The organism is Methylobacterium longum (assembly GCF_022179385.1).
Lineage (GTDB): Bacteria > Pseudomonadota > Alphaproteobacteria > Rhizobiales > Beijerinckiaceae > Methylobacterium > Methylobacterium longum.
In genome coordinates, this window is sequence record NZ_BPQS01000014.1 from 19,171 (window position 1) to 37,797 (window position 18,627).

The window sequence follows — 18,627 nt, forward strand, 5'->3', positions numbered from 1 at the left end:
CTCACATCCGACCCATCATGAGCTTGCCCGGCCCCGACCATCCCACCCGCGACGCGGGCTTCGGGGTCTACCTGCACTGGCCCTTCTGCGCCGCGAAGTGCCCGTACTGCGACTTCAACAGCCACGTCCGGCACGGAGGCATCGACGAGCCGCGCTTCCTCGACGCCTTCCGGTCCGAGATCGCGCATTTCGCCGGCCGGACCCCCGGGCGGATCGTCACCAGCATCTTCCTCGGGGGCGGCACCCCGTCGCTGATGCGGCCGGCGACGGTCGCGGGCCTGCTCGACGCGGTGGCGGACCGGTGGAGCGTGGCGCCGGATGCGGAGATCACGCTGGAGGCCAACCCGTCCAGCGTCGAGGCCGGTCGTTTCCACGGTTACCGCGCCGCCGGGGTCAACCGGGTCTCCCTCGGCGTGCAGGCCCTCGACGACGCGTCGCTGAGGGCGTTGGGCCGGCTGCACGACGTCGCCCAGGCACTCGATGCCATCCGCGTCGCGCAGGCCGTCTTCGCGCGAACGTCCTTCGACCTGATCTACGCGCGGTCGGGGCAGACCCCCGAGATGTGGCGGGCGGAACTCGGCGCGGCGCTGACGCATGCCGCGGAACACCTCTCCCTGTACCAGCTCACGATCGAGCCCGGCACGCCGTTCCACGGGCTGGCGGCCGCCGGCAAGCTGGTGATCCCCGACGACGATACCGGTCGCGCCCTCTACGACGTGACGCAGGAGCTGTGCGGGCGCGCCGGCCTGCCGGCCTACGAGATATCGAACCACGCGCGGCCCGGGGCGGAGTCGCGCCACAACCTCCTGTACTGGCGCTACGGCGAGTATGCCGGGATCGGTCCCGGCGCGCATGGGCGGCTCGTCACCGCGGCCGGCCGGATCGGCACCGTCGTCGAGCGGTCGCCGGAGGCATGGCTCGCCCGGGTCGAGCGCGACGGTCACGGCATCGTCGAGACCGAAGCGCTGTCGGCGCCCGATCAGGCCGACGAATTCCTCGTGATGGGCCTGCGCCTCATGGAGGGCATCGATCCGGCACGGTACGCGGCCCTGAAGGGACGTCCGCTGAACGGCAACCGCATCGGCGTGCTGGTGGCCGACGGCCTGCTGGAGCGGCGGCCCGGCGGCCGCATCGCCGCGACGCCACGGGGGGCGCCGGTCCTCAATGCCCTCGTGGCCGAGCTGGCCGCCTGATCGGATCGCGGGCTCGGAGCGCGGGCTCGGATCGCGTCCTCAGATCGCGGGTTTCGACAGGAGCCGCGGAGCCGCGCTCGCCACGGTCGCGGCGTTGTTGCGGATCTCGTAGACGGCCAGATTCCGCTCGCTCTGCCCGTCCGACCGGAACCGGAAGGTGCCGTCGATACCGGCGAATCCCGATCCGTTCGTCAGGGTTGCCTCGACGAATCGCTGTGAGCCGTATTGCCGCGCCAGCGCGGCGGTGAGCATCACGGCGTCGTAGGCGAGGGAGGCCACGCGCGGCGGGACGCTGCCGAAGCGGGCTTGGTAGCGCCCGCTGAAATTCGAGAACCCGCTCCGGTCCGGTGCCGCGAACCGGCCCCCCTGGAGGACCGGCAGCGCGAACAGGGCGGGCTCGTTCCACAGCGCCGTCCCGATCGGGCGGACCCGGTCCGGCGAGAAGCCGGCCCGGGTCAGGGCCGTGGCGACGGCCGGCAGGCCCTCCGCGGTCTCCGGGATGAACAGCGCGTCGGCGGTCGCCCCGGGACCGGTGATGACCCGCGACAGCCGCTCCACGGCGGGACCCGGCGCACCGGCCGGATACCGCTCGACGGCCGCGACCCGGGCGCCCCGCCGCGCCACGACCTCGCGGAACTCCGCCTCGACCGCGTTGCCGTAGGCCGTGTCCGGGATCAGTGCCGCGAAGGAGCGCTTGCCTGCGGCAACGGATTCCTCGACCACCCGGTTGACCTCCGCCTGCGGCAGGAAGCTCAGGAGGTAGACGTTGCGGGCCGCCACGGTCGCATCCGTGGAGAAGCCGATGACCGGCTTGCCCGCCGTCCTCGCCACCGTGGAGGCAGCCTGCACGTTGCCGGCGAAGACGGGGCCGAGAATGATCTCGGCTCCCTGCCGCACGGCCTCCTGCGCGGCATCCCGGGCGCCGTCCGGGCTGCTCCGGTCATCCTCCACCAGGATGGTCAGGTCCGGCTGCTGCGCCTCCTCGAATGCGAGTTCGGCCGCGTTGCGCATGGCGGCGCCGACCGCGGCTCCCTGTCCGCTCAGCGGCAGCACCAGGGCGACCTTCACCGCGCCGGCACCGATGCGCCGCTGCGCACCGGAGGCGGCCGGCGTCGGGGCCTCGGCGGGCGACGCCGCCTGGGGCGCCTGCGGCACCTCGGCGGGCGGCGTGAGCGCGGCCTGCGGTGCCGTACGGCGTCGGCCGATATCGGTGCCGAGGCAGCCGCCGAGGAGCGGCAGCGCGACGCAGAGCGCGACGGTCAGGGCAGTGACGCGCGGGCGACCATCCCGCGCGCCGATCGGACGCGCCATCGCGCGGACTCCCTCGTGCAGGCGGGGCGAGCCTGACCGCGGCCCTCGGAAATGTAAACGCGCCGACCGGGACTTGCCCACGTTCGGGTACGTCTCGCCGCGACGAAGGGCGGCCAGTGTGGCAACATGGTCGACGATGACCCGACGATTCGATGCTCCGGGGGCCGCTTCCCCGACGAAAGCCCCATCCCACAGGCCGAGCGGCGACCGGCCCAGGACCCAGACGTTCACGGCCTTCGGGCTGGCGAGCGAGGCCGAGCCGCTCCCGCCCGGCCTGCACATCGTGGCGACGCCGATCGGCAACCTGCGCGACATCACCATCCGCGCGCTGGCGACCCTCGCGGCGGCGGACGCGGTGCTCGCCGAGGACACGCGCGTGACCCGCACGCTTCTGGCGCATTACGGCATCACGACGCCGCTGCTGGCCTACCATGAGCATTCCAACGACGCGGTGCGCGAGCGCATGGTCGGCCGCCTGCGCGCCGGCGAGGCCCTGGCCCTGGTTTCGGATGCCGGCACGCCGCTGGTCTCCGATCCCGGCTACAAGCTCGTTCAGGCCGCCATCGAAGCCGGCATCGCGATCACGCCGGTCCCCGGTCCGTCCGCCGTCATGACCGCCCTGGTCGCCGCGGGTCTGCCGACGGACCGCTTCTTCTTCGAAGGGTTCCTGCCCCAGAAGGCGGGGGCGCGGCGCAACCGGCTGGAGGCGCTGGTGCCGGTCCCGGGCACGCTGGTCCTGTTCGAGTCGCCGCATCGTCTCCCGGAGATGCTGGCGGACGCCGCCGCCGTCCTCGGCGCCGACCGTCCCGCTGCCGTGACCCGCGAACTGACGAAGTTCTACGAGACCGTCCGCCGGGACACGCTGGGGTCGCTGAGCGCGCGCTTCGCCGAGGAGGGCCCGCCGAAGGGCGAGATCGTCGTCATCATCGGTGCGGCCACGACGCCGGAGCGCACCGCCGACAGCGACGCCACCCTGGACGCCCTGGTCCGGACCGCCCTCGAACGCCACTCCATCAAGGATGCCGCCAGCCTCGTGGCCGACGAGACCGGGCAGCCGCGCCGCCTCGTCTATGCGCGGGCGCTGGTGCTGGCGCGGGGCGACGCTTGACCGGCCCGCTGCCCGACCGGGTTGCGCGGCGCAGGGCGGCCTACCGGCGCGGTCATCGCGCCGAGTGGCTGGCGCTGGCGGCGCTGATGCTCAAGGGTTACTGGCCGATCGGCCGTCGCGTCAGCATCGCCGGTGGCGAGATCGACCTGATCGTCCGGCGCTGGAGCACGATCGCGTTCGTGGAGGTGAAGGCGCGGCCCCGGCGGGAGGATGCCCGGGAGGCCATCGACGCCGCCAAGCGGCGCCGCTTCTCCCGTGCCGTCCGGGCCTGGATCGGTCGCAACGCCTGGTGCGCGGGCATGACGTTTCGGGCGGATGCCGTGTTCGTCGGCCTGCGGGAATGGCCGGCCCACGTCGCCGACGCCTTCGTGATCGAAGGGCTGTGACGGTGCCGGGCGTTCCGCGCGGCCCCGGCGTCCGTCAGGTGCGCACGGCTCGGATGGCACCGATCAGCGTCCGCTTCAGGTCGGCCTGACTGAAGGGCTTCTGGACGACCGGCCTGTCGCGGAACGGCTCACGGATGCCCGCGCCGCCGTAGCCCGTCGAGAAGACCAAGGGCAGGTCGCGCTTGGCGATCGCCTCGGCCACCGGGTAGATCGGTTCGCCCGCGACGTTCACGTCCAGGATCGCGACCTCGAAAGCCTCCTGCGACGCCATCTCGAGAGCCGACGACAGGCGCGCGGCCGGTCCCACGACGGCGCAGCCGAAATCGAGGAGCATGTCCTCGAGGAGCATCGAGATCGCTGCCTCATCCTCCACGACGAGTACGCGGATGCCGTTGAGGACGTCATCGTTGGGGTCAGCAGTCACGCCGGGCCGTCTTCCCTTCGAACGCCCCCGTCGCCGGGGATCTTGCCGTGCAGTTGGTCGCGCCGCGCGGGCCGCATGAGCCGCGCCCGGAAATACCGGTTCAGCCTCGACGGGTGGCCCGCGAGATGACCTTTGGCGTCGCCCGTAATGCGCAACGTGTCAAGCGTTCTCGGGTCGTTCCGCGGCCTTTCGAGCCCGGGATGTTAACCGATGATACATTTTTGACCGTGTCGCATCCCGACGCGGCCGGTCAGTCGTCCTTGAAGCTGACCTTGGCCCCGCGGGCCACGTGCATCGCGAGGTCGCGCACGTTCCAGTTGGTCAGGCGGATGCAGCCGTGGGACTCGGTCTTCCCCACCTTCTCGGGCTCCGGGGTGCCGTGGATGCCGTAGCTCGGGATGGCGAGATCGATCCAGACGAGACCGACGGGATTGTTCGGCCCCGCCTGAATCGAGAATTTGTGCTGCGCTTTCACGCCCTTGAATGCGTATTTGGGATTGTAGGTGTAGTCCGGGTCGAAGGCGATGCCCTTGACCTTGGTGTCGCCGCTCGGCGCGGGTTTCTCGGAACTCCCGATCGAGGCGGGGTAGTAGCTGATCAGCTTGTCATCGGCGCCGTAGGCACGCACGTCGCGGCTGCCCTTGTCGACCTCGATCCGCTCCACCTTGGGATCCTGCGGAAGCTCCTTGCCCTTGGGCTTGTCCAGGGTCATCGGATCGACCGCGGCCACGGCAATCGTGGTTCCGGCCTTGTCGAGCGGCTTGCCGGGATTGAGCGCGCTGACGAGGTCGCGGCTCATGTGGAACCGCTCGGCCAGCATCTCCCGGGGATTGGTGTAGCTGAGCGCCTTGAGCTCGGCCTGCTCCTCCATCTTGGGCGGGATCTGGTCGACGTAGGGGCCCGAGGCGTCCGCGTCCGTGAGCGTGTAGTCCGTCATGACCGGCTTGTCGCTCGTGGCCTGGAGCTTGTCCCAGACCTCCTGGGTGAGGTCCGTCGTCGCCGGAAGGCCCTGCGCCACCGCGAAGGCCGACAGGGCGTGCTGGTAGTTCTCGCCTTTCCGGCCGTCGATGGCACCGGGATAGAAGCGGGCCCGGTCGAGCAGCACCTGCGCCTTCAGGATCAGCGGATCGGTCTTCGCGGCCCGGTTCTTAGCGTCCCGCGACTTGGACCTGCGCGTCTTCGCATCGGCCTTGCCCGATTGCGGGGGCGTGAAGGTCGCGGCGTTGACGGCGTCCGCCGTCAAGGCCTCGGACTTGGCCGTGTCCCGGGGCGCGGATCTGTCGGGTGCCGCCAGGGCCTGCGCCGAGATGCCGCCCGCCAGGAGCGCCACGCTTGCCAGCCGCCAGGGTGTCGGGTTCATCGACGTCGTCGCCTCCGGGAGCGGTCGCACTCCGGTCGCAAAAGCATCGAGCCGCCCGGAACGTTCCACGTCGGCTCATTCGCAGAGGCGGTGCCCCGCCGTACGCTCGCGCTCGTCGAGGTGGAGGTGATTGGCGTGCGCGGCGTTCGTGCCCGGACCCAGCACCGTGCGGAAGAAACCGCAGGCCTTCGATCGCACCGAACCGAGGAACTGCGCCTCGTCGGACTGCTCCGGGAACACCTTGACCGGCATGCTCGCCCGGCCGCCGAACGCGAAGCCCATGACGTCGATGGCGTTCGCGAAGGCGTGCTCGCTGAGCTTGGCATCGATATCGTGGTTCTGGCCCCGGCACACGTAGGTGCCGCCGAGTTCCAGCCCGGTCAGGGGGTGCTTGAGCACCCGCTCGGCCTCGACCTGAGCCTCGGTGACCCAGCGCGCCAGGGCCTCGGCCGCCCGGCAGGTGAGCGTCGCCCCCTGGGGCAGCGCGATGCCGTCCGCGAGCTTCGTGACCTTCAGGGGGAGGGGCGCGGTGCACTGGCCCTCGGCGATCGGAGACAGCTCTTCGAACTCCGCACCGAGGCGTTTGAGCCGGATCCGGCAGGCGGTGTCGTCGGGGGGCACGACCTTGAGCGCCAGCGCGCCTGGACCGGACAATTCGGCGGGCCGGCCGGGTGGAACCGGGGGCGGCGTCGGCATCTCCGGCTTGCCCTGTTCCACGACGCCGTCCGCCCCCGATCCCTTGCCGGGCGCGGCCGGTGCCGCGGGCGCGGGTTCCGCGACGGCCGGGGGCTTCAGCGCGTCCGGCCGCACGGGCGGCACCGGCGGCGGAACCGGCACGGTGGCGACCGGCGCTTCCGCCGCGCTCGACGTGCGCGACGGCACCGTGCAGCCGAGGGCCAGCGCACCGCAGGCGAGCGCCGTCAACGGACGAAGGTAGGGCAGGCGACATCCCGGCATGGAGCCTCGAAGCGTGGGCGTTGGCCCTAGCTAACGGCCGAGACGCCGTTCGGATCGACGCCGAGCGGTTGACGGACGCGCCGAACCAACCACTGTCTCTCGGATCGCGGCCATCGACGCCTGGGCGTCGGGCCCTCTGCGGACGGCAATGGCCGTCGTACGAACGAATGTCGAGGATCGCATGCCGGATTCAGCGGATGCAGGGCTCCAGAGCCTGCCGCAGGACAATCCCTTCCACGAGGCACAGTGGACGACGCCGTTCGGCCTGCCGCCGTTCGAGCGGATCAGGCCCGCGCATTACGGGCCGGCCTTCGACGCGGCGCTCGCGGCACACGCTGCGGAGATCCGGGCCATCGCGGCCGATCCGGCCCCCGCGACCTTCGACAACACGGTGGCCGCGATGGAGCGGGCCGGCATCGCCCTCGATCGGGTGGCCGGCGTCTTCTACAACCTGACCGGCAGCCACACGAACCCTGACCTGCAGGCGATCGAGCGGGAGATCGGCCCGAAGCTCGCCCGGCACGGCAGCGCCATCTATCTCAACCCGCAACTCTGGGCGCGCATCTCGGCCGTCGAGGCCGAGGGACTGGACCCGGAGCAGCGGCGGGTCCTCGACCGCTACCGCATCCGCTTTCGTCGCTCCGGGGCCGATCTGGGCGCGGACGACAAGGCCCGCATCGCCGAGATCGCCGCGCGGATGTCGGAACTCGGCACCCGCTTCAGCCAGAACCTGCTGGCCGATGAGAGCAGCTTCACGCTGCCGCTCGAATCCGAGGACGACCTCGCCGGCCTGCCGCCGTTCCTGCGCGCCGCCGCGGCCAGCGCCGCGCGGGAGCGCGGGCTCGACGGCCACGTGATCACCCTGTCGCGCTCCCTGATCGAGCCGTTCCTGGTCTTCTCCACCCGCCGCGACCTGCGTGCGCGCGCCTACGCGGCCTGGACGCGCCGCGGCGAGACCGGGGGCGAGACCGACAACCGCGCCGTCAGCGCCGAGATCGTCAGCCTCCGCGCCGAGCGGGCGCGGCTCCTCGGCTACGAGAGCTTCGCGCATTTCGCCCTGGACGACACGATGGCGGCGAGCCCCGAGGCCGCCACCGGATTGCTGCGCGACGTCTGGACGCCGGCCCGCGCGCGCGCGGCCGACGAGCGCGACCGCCTCCAGGCGACGATCCGGGCGGAGGGCCACGACTTCGACCTCCAGGCCCATGACTGGCGGCACTACGCCGAGAAGGTCCGGCGCGCCGAGCACGACCTCGACGAGAGCGAGATCAAGGCGTACCTGCTCTTGGAGCGGATGATCCAGGCGGCCTTCGACACGGCCACGCGGCTGTTCGGGCTGACCTTCGAGGAGCTGTCCGACGTCCCCCGCTACCACCCCGACGTGCGGGTCTGGCGTGTCGCCAATCCGGACGGGTCCGAGATCGGGCTGTTCCTCGGCGACTACTTCGCCCGCGCCTCGAAGCGGTCGGGCGCCTGGATGAGCGCGTTCCGCTCGCAGGAACGCCTGAACGGGCCGATCACCCCGATCATCGTCAACGTGATGAACTTCGCCAAGGCGCCCGCCGGCGAGAGCACGCTGCTGTCGTTCGACGACGCCCGGACCCTCTTCCACGAGTTCGGCCACGCCCTGCACGGCCTCCTGTCGGACGTGACCTACCCGATCCTGTCGGGCACGGCCGTCTCGCGCGACTTCGTGGAATTGCCGTCGCAGCTCTACGAGCACTGGCTCGAGCAGCCGGAGGTCCTGCGCACGCACGCGCGGCACCACCAGACCGGCGCGGCGATGCCCGACGCGCTCCTGCACAAGCTCCTGGCGGCGCGCACCTTCAACCAGGGCTTCGCGACCGTGGAGTACACCGCCTCGGCGATTGTCGACATGACGCTGCATCTGTCCGCCGAGGGTGAGGCCGGCCTCGACGTGCCGGCCTTCGAGGCCGAAGCGCTGCGGCGGATCAGCATGCCGGCCGAGATCAGCATGCGGCACCGGACCCCGCACTTCGCCCACATCTTCTCGGGCGATGGCTACGCGGCCGGCTATTACAGCTATCTCTGGTCCGAGGTGCTCGACGCCGACGCGTTCGACGCCTTCCGCGAGGCCGGCGACATCTTCGATCCGGAGACGGCCAAGCGCCTGCGCACCTTCGTGTACGGCGCCGGGAACCTGCGCGACGCCCGGGAGGCCTACACGGCCTTCCGCGGGCGGATGCCGAGCCTCGCGCCGCTGCTCAAGAAGCGGGGCCTGGCGGCTTGAGCGGCGAACCCGCGGTAAGGGTTTCGTAAACAAACGTCCTTAACGAACGCTTGCAGCGACATCCTGCGTGCGGAGTTCGGGGCGATGACGAAGATCGAAGCCAAGCAGGCCGTATCCGCGGTCGACCTGCTGAAGGCTGCGGTGACCGGTACGACGGATCCGAAGCCCGCGACCGACACCGCGGCGAAGGCCTCGCCGGCCGCGAGGCGCTTCGCGCTCCCGCCGCTTCCGCGTCTCGACCGGCACCGTCTCGCCATCCCGGGCGCGGCCCTGGCAGTCGGCGCCCTGCTGGGCGGCGGCGTCATGGCGCTCACCAGATCGGCGCCGTCCAACGACGCTGTCATGGCCCTCACCACCACGCTCGATGCCGGCCGGACCGAGACCGCCCGCCTCGGCAGCGACATCGCGCAGCTTCATCAGGTCCTCGCCGACCTGAGGGCGTCCACCGACACGGCGCGCAAGGAGGCCGGCACCCGCAGCAGCGCCCTCGGTGAGCGCCTCGCCCAGCTCGACAAGACTCTGAACGCCAAGACCGCCGCCCTCGGCGAGCGCTTCGAGCAGGTCGAGCGCGAACAGAATGCGCGGATCGCCACCCTCGCCGCCCAGCTCGACCGCCGCGCCCCGGCGGCCGCCACGCAAGCCGCCCGCGGGGAGCCCACGCAGACGGGGAGCCTCGCCGACGCGACCCGGAATGCCGAAGCGAAGAGCATCGACGCCAAGGTCTCTGAAGCCAGGGTTCCGGACGCCAAGCTGCAGGAAGCCAGAATCTCCGAGGCCAAGGGCCCCGAGATCAAGGGCCCCGAGACCAAGTCCAGCGAATTCCGGGCGAGCGACGTGAAGATGGCCGACGCCAAGCCGGCCGACGTGCGACCGAAATCCGCCGCAGCGGAGAAGGCGCCGGTGATCGACGGTTGGGCGCTGCGCGACATCTTCGAGGGCGCGGCGATCCTGGAGAACCGGCGGCATCGTCTCGTCGAGGTCGGTCCAGGCGACGTCGTGCCGGGCGTCGGCCGCGTCGAGTCCGTCGAGCGGCGCGGACGTGAGTGGGTGGTGGTGACCCGTCAGGGCCTCGTCACGCCGCAACCCTGGTAGCCGGGCTCTCCAGCGGCGGACGACGCCGTCAGCGGGTCGAGCAGGCCGTCTGCGCGAGCACGTCGGGGGTGAGCGGGAAGCGCGACTCGATCGTCATGGGATCGGCCATCGCGGCTGCGCGCTCGGCGCGACGCCGCCCGTGCCGCAGGGCGCGGGTCTGGGCCGCCCGGGTCGGGTGGAGTATCGACGCCAGGAGCGCCTGCCCCTCGAACGCGCAGTCCAGATTCTTGGAGTCGAAGACGGGCATGGCCGGCCTGCTTGAGTGCGGTCCCGGATACCGCCGAAGGCAGCGTTCCGTACCACATCCTGAATAACGGGCATCGCGTGGACAGGTTCCGCCAAGCTTTCGCCGCGAAACCACTTTTTTACGATTGTCCAGGCGCTGCCCGAATGCGGTGCGCCGGCGCACACCGCAGCGGTGGATCAGACGAACTGGTTGAGCCCCGGGATCGAGCCGATGATCGGGCCCATCGCGTCCTCGCCGACCTTCTCGCGACCGTAGGCGAACAGCTCCTGACCGAGGGGCTGCATCTGGCCCATCGGCACGCCGGCCGACATCAGCTTCTGGCCGAGCGCCATGACGCCGCCGCCGCCCATCATGCCGCCGAGCATGCCCATCAGGCCGCCACCGCCGCCGTCGCCGGCATTCGCGTCGGTGATCAGCGTCTCGGAACCCGGCAGCGCGGCGAGCAGCTGACCGACTTCCGTCGCCGGCCCCTCCTTCTGCAGGAAGGCCAGGATGTGTCCGACTGCGGTCTGTGCCGTCGCGGCATCGAGCCCGGTGCGGGCGGTGACGCGGGCAAGCAATTCTTCCATGGTGATGATCTCTTCGGAACGCTTCGGGACGTCCTTCGACTCTGAGGCGCCGGAAATCAAGCGGCCGGGCGCGTCCCTGGAAAAGTCGGGACGCCTTGTCCATAACGGAACCCTGGCGCCTCGGGGGCAACGGCGATGGGCGACGGTTTGATCCTGGTCGGCAAGAGCGTTCAGCCCGCGGGCCCGGGCAAGCCGGAGGTGCTGGCCCTGCGCCTCGCCAACCGGCACGGGCTGGTTGCCGGTGCCACCGGGACCGGAAAGACCGTTACCCTCCAGGTTCTGGCGGAGGGCTTCTCCAATGCCGGCGTCCCGGTCTTCGCGGCCGACATCAAGGGCGATCTGTCGGGCATCGCGGCTGCGGGGGAAGCCAAGCCCGCCTTCGTCAAGCGTGCCGAGGAACTCGGCCTCACCTACGAGCCGGACCGCTTCCCCACGGTGTTCTGGGATCTGTTCGGCGAGCAGGGCCATCCCATCCGCTGCACGGTGACCGAGATGGGGCCGTTGCTGCTCGGCCGCCTCCTCGAACTCAACGACACGCAGGAGGGCGTGCTCAACATCGCCTTCCGGGTTGCGGACGAGAACCAGTGGCCGGTCATCGACCTGAAGGATCTGCGCGCGCTGCTGACCTTCTGCGCGGAGAACCTGAAGGACATTTCCGGCCGCTACGGCAACGTGTCGTCGGCCTCGGTGGGGGCGATCCAGCGCCAGTTGCTGGTCCTGGAGAACCAGGGTGCCGACGCGTTCTTCGGCGAACCGGCGCTGGACCTCGCCGATTTCATGCGCACTGACCGCGACGGTCGGGGCTTCGTGAACATCCTGGCCGCCGACAAGCTGATGCAGCGGCCGAAGCTCTACGCCTCTTTCCTGCTCTGGATGCTCTCGGAACTGTTCGAGCAGCTGCCGGAGGTCGGGGACCTCGACAAGCCGAAGCTCGTCTTCTTCTTCGACGAGGCGCACCTGCTGTTCAACGACGCGCCGAAGTCCCTCCTCGCGGCGGTGGAACAGGTGGTCCGCCTGATCCGCTCGAAGGGCGTCGGCGTCTACTTCGTGACGCAGAATCCCCTCGACGTGCCCGAGACCGTGCTCGGGCAACTCGGTAACCGCGTCCAGCACGCGCTGCGGGCGTTCACGCCGCGGGATCAGCGCGCCGTCCGTGCCGCGGCCGAGACGTTCCGGAAGAACCCGGCCTTCGACGTGGCCACGGCCATCACCGAGCTGGGGGTCGGAGAGGCGCTGGTGAGCTTCCTGGAGCCGAAGGGCACGCCATCCCTGGTCGAGCGGGCGCTGATCGCGCCGCCGCAGGGACGTGTCGGCCCGCTGACACCGCAGGAACGGGCGGTGCTGATCGCGCAGAGCCCCGTGCGGGGCAAGTACGACACCAGCGTCGACAACGAGAGCGCCTACGAGATGCTCGCCAGACGCAAGAACCTCGACGCGTCGCCGGACGGCGACGCCTCCGTGGGCGGGCTCGGTGGGATGCTCGGCGGTCTGTTCGGAAGCGTGTTCGGGACGCCCGCGAAGGCCAAGGGCGGCCGGCGTCCGCCGCAGAGCCTCGCCGAGCAGGTGGTCGGCAACGCGGCCCGGTCCATGGCCCGCAGCGTCGGGCGGGAGGTCGGCAACGCCATCCTGCGCAACGTGCTCGGCGGCCTGACCAAGCGCTAGGACGCGCCTCGGCCGCACGGTCTTGGCGGGGCGCCGGCGCCGCGGCCGTCAGAGGGACGGCTTGGCCCCGGGTCGGGGTCTCGCTCGGAGGCGGAAACCGATCCGCTCCTTGAACGACCTGCGACGGCCCGCGGAGCGGGCCGGAAGAGTGATCCGCCCTGCGTGGCGCCGCCCGCCGGCCATCGCCTCAGTGCGTCCGAAGCCGGGTCGCGCCGCGCAGCTTGCCGAACCGGCGCCGCTGCCCGCGCGCCGACCCGGCGGAACATCCCCCCGCGTCTTCAGTTCGGCCCCGGGAGCGGCGGTCCGGCATCGCCATCGCGGTCCGGTCTCCGGCGGCACGGGGTGACATCCGTGATCCCGGTGCCACATCCCTGCATCATGCCCGAACGCGGAGCCGGACCATGCGCATCAGCAACGTCGCCGACGTCGTCGCCGAAACCCTTCAGGAGGCCGGTGTCTCCCGCGTCTACGGCGTCGTCGGGGACAGCCTGAACGGCATCACCGAGGCGCTGCGGGCCCGCGGACGGATCAGCTGGGTCCATACGCGTCACGAGGAAGCCGCGGCCTTCGCGGCGGCCGGCGAGGCGCAGGTCACCGGGCAGCTCGCCGTCTGCGCCGGTTCCTGTGGTCCGGGCAACCTGCACCTGATCAACGGCCTCTACGACGCGCATCGCAGCCGCAGCCCGGTCCTGGCGATCGCCGCCCATATCCCGTCGGCGGAGATCGGCTCCGGCTACTTCCAGGAGACGAAGCCCACCGAGCTGTTCCGCGATTGCAGCCATTACTGCGAGATGGTCTCGGACCCGGCGCAGATGCCCTTCGTGCTGGAGAATGCGATCCGCGCCGCCGTGGGGGAAGGGGGCGTCGCGGTCATCGTCATCCCGGGCGACGTCGCGCTCCGCGAGGCGCCCAAGCGCTCCCTGGCGCCCCGCGCCGGGTTGATCCCGGCCAAGCCGGTGGTCCGGCCCGCGGATCCGGAACTCGACGCCCTGGCTGCCATGCTCAACGCCGGGAAGCGGATCACCCTGCTCTGCGGCCGTGGCTGCGCGGGCGCCCATTCCGAGCTGCTTCAGGTCGCCGAGGCGCTGAAGAGCCCGATCGTGCACGCGCTGGGCGGCAAGGAGTTCGTCGAGTTCGACAACCCCTACGACGTCGGCATGACCGGCCTGATCGGTTTCCCGTCGGGCTACGCGGCCATGATGGCCTGCGACACCCTGCTGATGCTCGGCACCGGCTTCCCCTACAAGCAGTTCTATCCGCAGGACGCCACGGTCGCACAGGTCGATCTGCGCCCGTCCGAGCTGGGCCGGCGCTGTCGGATCGATCTCGGCCTCGTGGGCGATGTCGGCGCCACGCTCCGGGCGCTGCTGCCGCGGCTCAAGCCGAAGGCCGAACGCGCCTTCCTGGATGCCAGCCTGAAGCACTACGCCAAGGCCCGCGCCGGCCTGGACGAGCTGGCGACCGGCAAGCCGGGTGGTCCGCTGCACCCGCAATACCTCGCCCGCACCATCAGCGAGGCGGCGGCGGACGATGCCGTGTTCACCGCGGATGTCGGCACGCCGACGATCTGGGCGGCGCGCTACCTCGCGATGAACGGCCGGCGGCGACTCCTCGGCTCGTGGGTGCACGGATCGATGGCCAATGCCCTCTCGCAGGGCATCGGCGCGCAGGCGTCCCAGCGCGACCGGCAGGTGATCGCGCTTTGCGGCGATGGCGGCTTCGCCATGCTCATGGGCGACTTCCTGACCCTGCGCCAGCACCGCCTGCCCCTCAAGGTGGTGGTGTTCAACAACGGCACGCTCGGCTTCGTCGAGCTGGAGATGAAGGCGGCCGGGTACCTTGAGACCGGGGTCGCCCTCGACAACCCGGACTTCGCCGCCCTGTCGCGCGCCGCCGGGATCTTCGCCCTGCGGGTCGAGGATCCGGCCGACCTGCCGGGCGCCATGCGCGAGTTCCTGGACTTCGACGGCCCCTCGCTCCTCGACGTCCGCACGGCCCGCAACGAGCTGTCGATGCCGCCCAAGATCGACGGGCAGCAGATGAAGGGGTTCAGCCTCTACGTGCTGCGGGCGGTGATGGATGGACGCGGTGACGCGGTCCTCGACCTCGCCAAGACCAACCTCATCCGGTAGACCCGTCCGATCAGTCTCGAACCGTTCCAGACCAGCGGAATGGCAATCCAGGGAGATGCCGGACCATGCGGGTCGGCCTGTTCGTGCCGTGCTACGTCGATGCCTTCGAACCCGAGGTCGGGATCGCCACCCTCGAGCTGCTGGAGCGGCTCGGCTGCACGGTGGAGTATCCTTTCGACCAGACCTGCTGCGGGCAGCCGATGACCAATACCGGCTGCCACGCCGAGGCGGCGGCCACGGAGGCGCTGTTCGTCAAGAACTTCTCCGGGTTCGACTACGTGGTCGCGCCCTCGGGATCCTGCGTGCATCAGGTGCGCGAGCACCTGACCGCGATCCCGCAGACCGAGGCGGTGCGGCATGTCCGCGCCAGCACCTACGAGCTGGTGGAGTTCCTGCACGACGTGCTGAAGGTCGAGGCGCTGCCCTGGGCGAACTTCCCCCATAAGGTCGCCTATCACGGCAACTGCAATGCCCTGCGCGGCATCCACCATGCGCGCCCGTCGGAGCTGGTGAAGCCGTACTTCTCCAAGCCGCTCGACCTGCTGCGCCTCGTGAACGGCGTCGAGCTGGTCGATCTCGCCCGGCCGGACGAGTGCTGCGGCTTCGGCGGCACCTTCTCGGTGTTCGAGCCGGCGGTCTCGGCCAAGATGGGCTACGACAAGGTGGCCGATCAGAACCGGGCCGGTGCCCAGTACGTCGTGTCGGCGGATTCCTCGTGCCTGATGCACCAGAAGGGTTGCGCCGAGCGCCTGGGCTTGCCGCTCAAGTACATCCACATCGCGCAGGTGCTGAACGGAGCCGCCGCATGAGCGTCGAGGATCTGAACCCGCGCGAGCGCGAGGGCGTCATCCACCCGGAAGTGCGGGCCCGCGACGACGAGAGCGAGCGTTCGCAGGACGGCGGCCGCCTCCAGCACGCCGAGGCCGCCTCGAAGCCGATCCGCGCGCCGAAGGTCCGCGAGCCCCAACCGCGGGGCGCCAAGATCCGCGGCGACCGGCCGATCGATCAGGCCGAGGCGGCCGAGCGCTTCCTCGCCGCGCCGCTGCATCAGGCCGCCCACGACGAGCGCCTCTGGGATCTGCGCAAGAAGCGCGACGTCTCCGCGCACGGCATCCCCGAATGGGAGGCGCTGCGGGACCTCGCGTCGCAGATCAAGACCCACACGCTCAGCCATCTCGACCGCTATCTCGAGCAGTTCGAGGCGGCCGCGAAGGCGAACGGCGTCCAGGTCCACTGGGCCCGGGACGGCGCCGACCACAACCGCATCGTCCTGGAAATCCTGCGCAGCCGCGGCGCCAGGACCCTGGTCAAGTCCAAGTCGATGCTCACAGAGGAGTGCGGCTTCCGCCACCACATGGCGGCCAACGGCATCGAGGTCATCGAGACCGATCTCGGCGAGCGCATTCAGCAGCTCGACAACGAGGAGCCGAGCCACGTCGTGGCTCCGGCGGTCCACAAGACCCGGATGGACGTGGCCGAGGTCTTCGCCAAGACGTTGGGCACCGATCCGGACAACGACGACGCCCACTACCTCGCCGAGAGCCAGCGCGAGACGACGCGGCCCTACATCCTGAAGGCCGATGCCGGCATGACCGGGTGCAACTTCGCCATCGCGGAGACCGGTTCGGTCGTCACCTGCACCAACGAGGGCAACGCCGACCTCTCCGGCAACGTGCCGCCGCTGCAGATCCACTCGATCGGCATCGAGAAGATCATCCCGAAGGTCGAGCATCTCGGCGTCTTCATCCGCCTGCTGTCGCGCTCGGCGCTGGGTTCGCCGATCACGCAGTACACATCGCATTTCCGCGGTCCCCGCGCGGGGACCGAGATGCACATGGTGCTGGTCGATAACGGCCGCTCGGAGCGGCTCGGCATGGAGGAGTTCTGGACCTCCCTGAAGTGCATCCGCTGCGGCGCCTGCATGAACACGTGCCCGGTCTACCGGCGCTCCGGCGGCCTCTCGTACGGGGCGACCTATTCCGGGCCGATCGGCCTGATCATCGACCCGACCTTCAACAAGCGGAAATATTCAACGCTGCCGTTCTCCTCGACGATGAACGGCTCCTGCACCAACGTCTGCCCGGTGAAGATCAACATTCACGAGCAGATCTTCGCGTGGCGCAAGGTGCTGGTGGAGGAGCACCAGATCCCCGCCCTCAAGCAGGGCATGATGAAGGCCGCGGGCGCGGTGCTGTCCCGGCCGGCGGCCTACCGGGCGGCGATTGGCGCCGCGGACTCCGCCCTCAAGGTTCTGCCGCGCTTCGCGGTCTACAATCCGCTGAACACCTGGGGGAAGAAGCGCGAGATGCCGGACGCGCCGCGCCAGACCTTCCACGCGTGGTACAAGCAGAACCGGATGAAGGACACGGCCCGATGAGCGCCCGCGACGCGATCCTGGCCGACATCCGCCGGAACCGCCCGGCGGGCGACTTCCCCCTCCCGGAGGTGCCGCTGTTCGCCCCGCTGGTCGGCGACGACCTCGTGGTCGAGTTCGGCGACCGGCTGAAGCGCATGGGTGGCCGGGTGGCCGAGCCCGGCACCGATGACGTCTTCGCGGGCGTGCGCGAGCGGCTCGATGCGGCGACGGTCATCGCGTCCGCGGTCCCGGAACTCGCCGGCAATCGCGACCTCCGGGCGGTGCGCTCTCCACAGGAGGTCGAGGACGTCGATGTGGCGGTGGTCCGGGCGGTGTTCGGCATCGCCGAGACGGGCTCGGTCCTGTTCACGGAAGATCAGCTGATCGTGAACGCGGTGGCCTATCTCGCGCAGCACCTCGTTGTGTTGCTCGACCCGGCCGACATACTGCCGAACGTGCAGGCGGCCTACCGGCGTCCGGAATTCGGTCGCTCCGCCTACGCCGTGCTGCATACCGGCCCGTCCGCCACCGCCGACATCGAGGGCGTGCTGATCCACGGCGCCCAGGGCGTCCGCTCGCTGACGGTGCTGATGCTGCCGCGAGCGGCCTGAGCCGGAACCGACGATCGGGCGCATCCCTTGCTTGGACGATGGCGAAGCCGTCGTCCGGCAAGGAGATCCGATGCGCTACATCCTGGGTTGCAGCCTGTCCTACAACATCCTGTCGGACACCACCTTCATCTTCAATCTGGAGGTGGCGAAGCTGAAGAGCGTCGAGATCCTGAGCGAGAGCTTGGTCCTGACACCGAACCTGAAGCGCGACCTGTACACGACGCCCGACCTTCAGAACCGCTATCTCGCGGTCAATGTGCCGACCGGCCAGTTCGCGCTGGAGTACAATGCCGAGGTCAATCTCACGGTCCACCGCGCCGACCCCGAAACCATCAACGAGACGCCGATCGGGCAACTGCCCCTCGATATCCTGCCGTTCCTCCTGCCGAGCCGGTTCGTCTCCTCGGACCGGCTCACGCCGTTCGCGCTGGCGGAGTTCGGGGCGCTGCCCAAGGGCTACGCCCGGGTGAACCAGATCTGCAACTGGATCCACGACCATATCGCCTATCAGCCCGGGACCAGCGACGGTGAGACGACGGCGGACGAATCCCTGCTCAAGCGGGCGGGCGTCTGCCGCGACTTCGCGCATATCGGCGCCGCCTTCTGCCGGGCGCTCGGCATCCCGGCCCGGTTCGTGAGCTGCTACGCCCACGGCCTCGTGCCCAGCGACTTCCACGCGGTCTTCGAGGCCTATCTCGACGGCCGCTGGTGGCTGTTCGACGCCACCCGGCAGGCCGACCTCGACGGTCTGGTGCGCATCGGCGTCGGGCGCGATGCCGCCGAGATCGCCTTCTCGACGCCGTTCGGCAACATGCAGCCGGTCAACCAGCAGGTGCGGATCCAGCGGGCGGACGGGCAGGGCAGCCCGATGCCCCGCACGGTGGACGCGATCTCCACGGAGATCCCGGCGCCGCATGCGGGGGCGGCCTGAGCGGACATCCGCATCGGATCGCCCTATCCTGTGATCG

Annotated in this window: 17 protein-coding genes; 11 read left to right on the forward strand and 6 right to left on the reverse strand. The window is 70.4% G+C overall.

Annotated features, from left to right (window positions below; all coding sequences use genetic code 11):
- Positions 1-17 precede the first annotated feature (17 nt).
- Positions 18-1,193 (forward strand): radical SAM family heme chaperone HemW, encoded by a 1,176-nt coding sequence (gene hemW / locus MFF58_RS14455; protein ID WP_238289104.1) that lies wholly within the window; start codon positions 18-20, stop codon positions 1,191-1,193.
- A 39-nt stretch (positions 1,194-1,232) separates the two neighbouring features.
- On the opposite strand, the gene MFF58_RS14460 is transcribed toward hemW, so the two are convergent.
- On the reverse strand, positions 1,233-2,504 hold the full coding sequence (locus MFF58_RS14460; RefSeq protein ID WP_238289106.1) for a penicillin-binding protein activator: 1,272 nt from the start codon (positions 2,502-2,504) through the stop codon (positions 1,233-1,235).
- A 136-nt stretch (positions 2,505-2,640) separates the two neighbouring features.
- Here MFF58_RS14460 and rsmI point away from each other — a divergent pair, with 136 nt between their 5' ends.
- Both rsmI and MFF58_RS14470 read left to right on the forward strand, forming a co-directional pair.
- The gene (gene rsmI, locus MFF58_RS14465) at positions 2,641-3,612 is read left to right on the forward strand and encodes a 16S rRNA (cytidine(1402)-2'-O)-methyltransferase (RefSeq protein WP_238289108.1); all 972 of its coding nucleotides are present in this window, start codon (positions 2,641-2,643) and stop codon (positions 3,610-3,612) included.
- On the forward strand, positions 3,609-3,998 hold the full coding sequence (locus MFF58_RS14470; RefSeq protein ID WP_238289110.1) for a YraN family protein: 390 nt from the start codon (positions 3,609-3,611) through the stop codon (positions 3,996-3,998). Before rsmI ends, MFF58_RS14470 begins: the two co-directional genes overlap by 4 nt.
- 34 nt (positions 3,999-4,032) lie before the next feature.
- Here the strand turns inward: MFF58_RS14470 and MFF58_RS14475 are convergent, their stop codons facing one another.
- The 3 genes from MFF58_RS14475 to MFF58_RS14485 all read right to left on the reverse strand — a co-directional run bounded on the left by MFF58_RS14475 (position 4,033) and on the right by MFF58_RS14485 (position 6,739).
- Positions 4,033-4,422, reverse strand: a complete 390-nt coding sequence (locus MFF58_RS14475; RefSeq protein WP_238289112.1) for a response regulator — start codon at positions 4,420-4,422, stop codon at positions 4,033-4,035.
- A gap of 250 nt (positions 4,423-4,672) precedes the next feature.
- Positions 4,673-5,782 carry a L,D-transpeptidase family protein gene (locus MFF58_RS14480; RefSeq protein WP_238289114.1) on the reverse strand — a complete coding sequence of 370 codons (1,110 nt, stop codon included), beginning with the start codon at positions 5,780-5,782 and terminating at the stop codon, positions 4,673-4,675.
- Positions 5,783-5,857: 75 nt separating this feature from the next.
- Positions 5,858-6,739: an extensin-like domain-containing protein gene (locus tag MFF58_RS14485; RefSeq protein ID WP_238289119.1), complete on the reverse strand. Its 882-nt coding sequence runs from the start codon at positions 6,737-6,739 to the stop codon at positions 5,858-5,860.
- A 181-nt stretch (positions 6,740-6,920) separates the two neighbouring features.
- Here MFF58_RS14485 and MFF58_RS14490 point away from each other — a divergent pair, with 181 nt between their 5' ends.
- Entirely contained in the window at positions 6,921-8,990 is a 2,070-nt protein-coding gene (locus MFF58_RS14490; protein WP_238289120.1) for a M3 family metallopeptidase, read from the forward strand.
- An 84-nt stretch (positions 8,991-9,074) separates the two neighbouring features.
- Positions 9,075-10,082 (forward strand): hypothetical protein, encoded by a 1,008-nt coding sequence (locus tag MFF58_RS14495; protein ID WP_238289122.1) that lies wholly within the window; start codon positions 9,075-9,077, stop codon positions 10,080-10,082.
- 28 nt (positions 10,083-10,110) lie between these two features.
- Here the strand turns inward: MFF58_RS14495 and MFF58_RS14500 are convergent, their stop codons facing one another.
- Together MFF58_RS14500 and MFF58_RS14505 are read right to left on the reverse strand one after the other, a co-directional pair.
- On the reverse strand, positions 10,111-10,329 hold the full coding sequence (locus MFF58_RS14500) for a hypothetical protein (RefSeq protein WP_238289124.1): 219 nt from the start codon (positions 10,327-10,329) through the stop codon (positions 10,111-10,113).
- A gap of 176 nt (positions 10,330-10,505) precedes the next feature.
- Positions 10,506-10,898, reverse strand: a complete 393-nt coding sequence (locus MFF58_RS14505) for a DUF2267 domain-containing protein (protein WP_238289126.1) — start codon at positions 10,896-10,898, stop codon at positions 10,506-10,508.
- Between the two features lie 135 nt (positions 10,899-11,033).
- Here MFF58_RS14505 and MFF58_RS14510 point away from each other — a divergent pair, with 135 nt between their 5' ends.
- The 6 genes from MFF58_RS14510 (at position 11,034) to MFF58_RS14535 (ending at position 18,590) form a co-directional block, all read left to right on the forward strand.
- A complete protein-coding gene (locus MFF58_RS14510) occupies positions 11,034-12,560 on the forward strand; it encodes a helicase HerA-like domain-containing protein (protein ID WP_238289129.1) in 1,527 nt (508 codons plus the stop codon).
- 401 nt (positions 12,561-12,961) lie between these two features.
- Positions 12,962-14,692, forward strand: coding sequence for a ubiquinone-dependent pyruvate dehydrogenase (gene poxB / locus MFF58_RS14515; RefSeq protein ID WP_238289130.1), 1,731 nt, complete (start codon positions 12,962-12,964; stop codon positions 14,690-14,692).
- Positions 14,693-14,757: 65 nt separating this feature from the next.
- The gene (locus MFF58_RS14520; protein WP_238289132.1) at positions 14,758-15,501 is read left to right on the forward strand and encodes a (Fe-S)-binding protein; all 744 of its coding nucleotides are present in this window, start codon (positions 14,758-14,760) and stop codon (positions 15,499-15,501) included.
- Positions 15,498-17,069 (forward strand): lactate utilization protein B, encoded by a 1,572-nt coding sequence (locus MFF58_RS14525; RefSeq protein WP_238289134.1) that lies wholly within the window; start codon positions 15,498-15,500, stop codon positions 17,067-17,069. The genes MFF58_RS14520 and MFF58_RS14525 overlap by 4 nt, the downstream gene beginning before the upstream one ends.
- Positions 17,066-17,659, forward strand: a complete 594-nt coding sequence (locus MFF58_RS14530; RefSeq protein WP_238289137.1) for a LutC/YkgG family protein — start codon at positions 17,066-17,068, stop codon at positions 17,657-17,659. Before MFF58_RS14525 ends, MFF58_RS14530 begins: the two co-directional genes overlap by 4 nt.
- 70 nt (positions 17,660-17,729) lie before the next feature.
- Positions 17,730-18,590 carry a transglutaminase-like domain-containing protein gene (locus tag MFF58_RS14535; protein WP_238289139.1) on the forward strand — a complete coding sequence of 287 codons (861 nt, stop codon included), beginning with the start codon at positions 17,730-17,732 and terminating at the stop codon, positions 18,588-18,590.
- Positions 18,591-18,627: the final 37 nt, after the last annotated feature.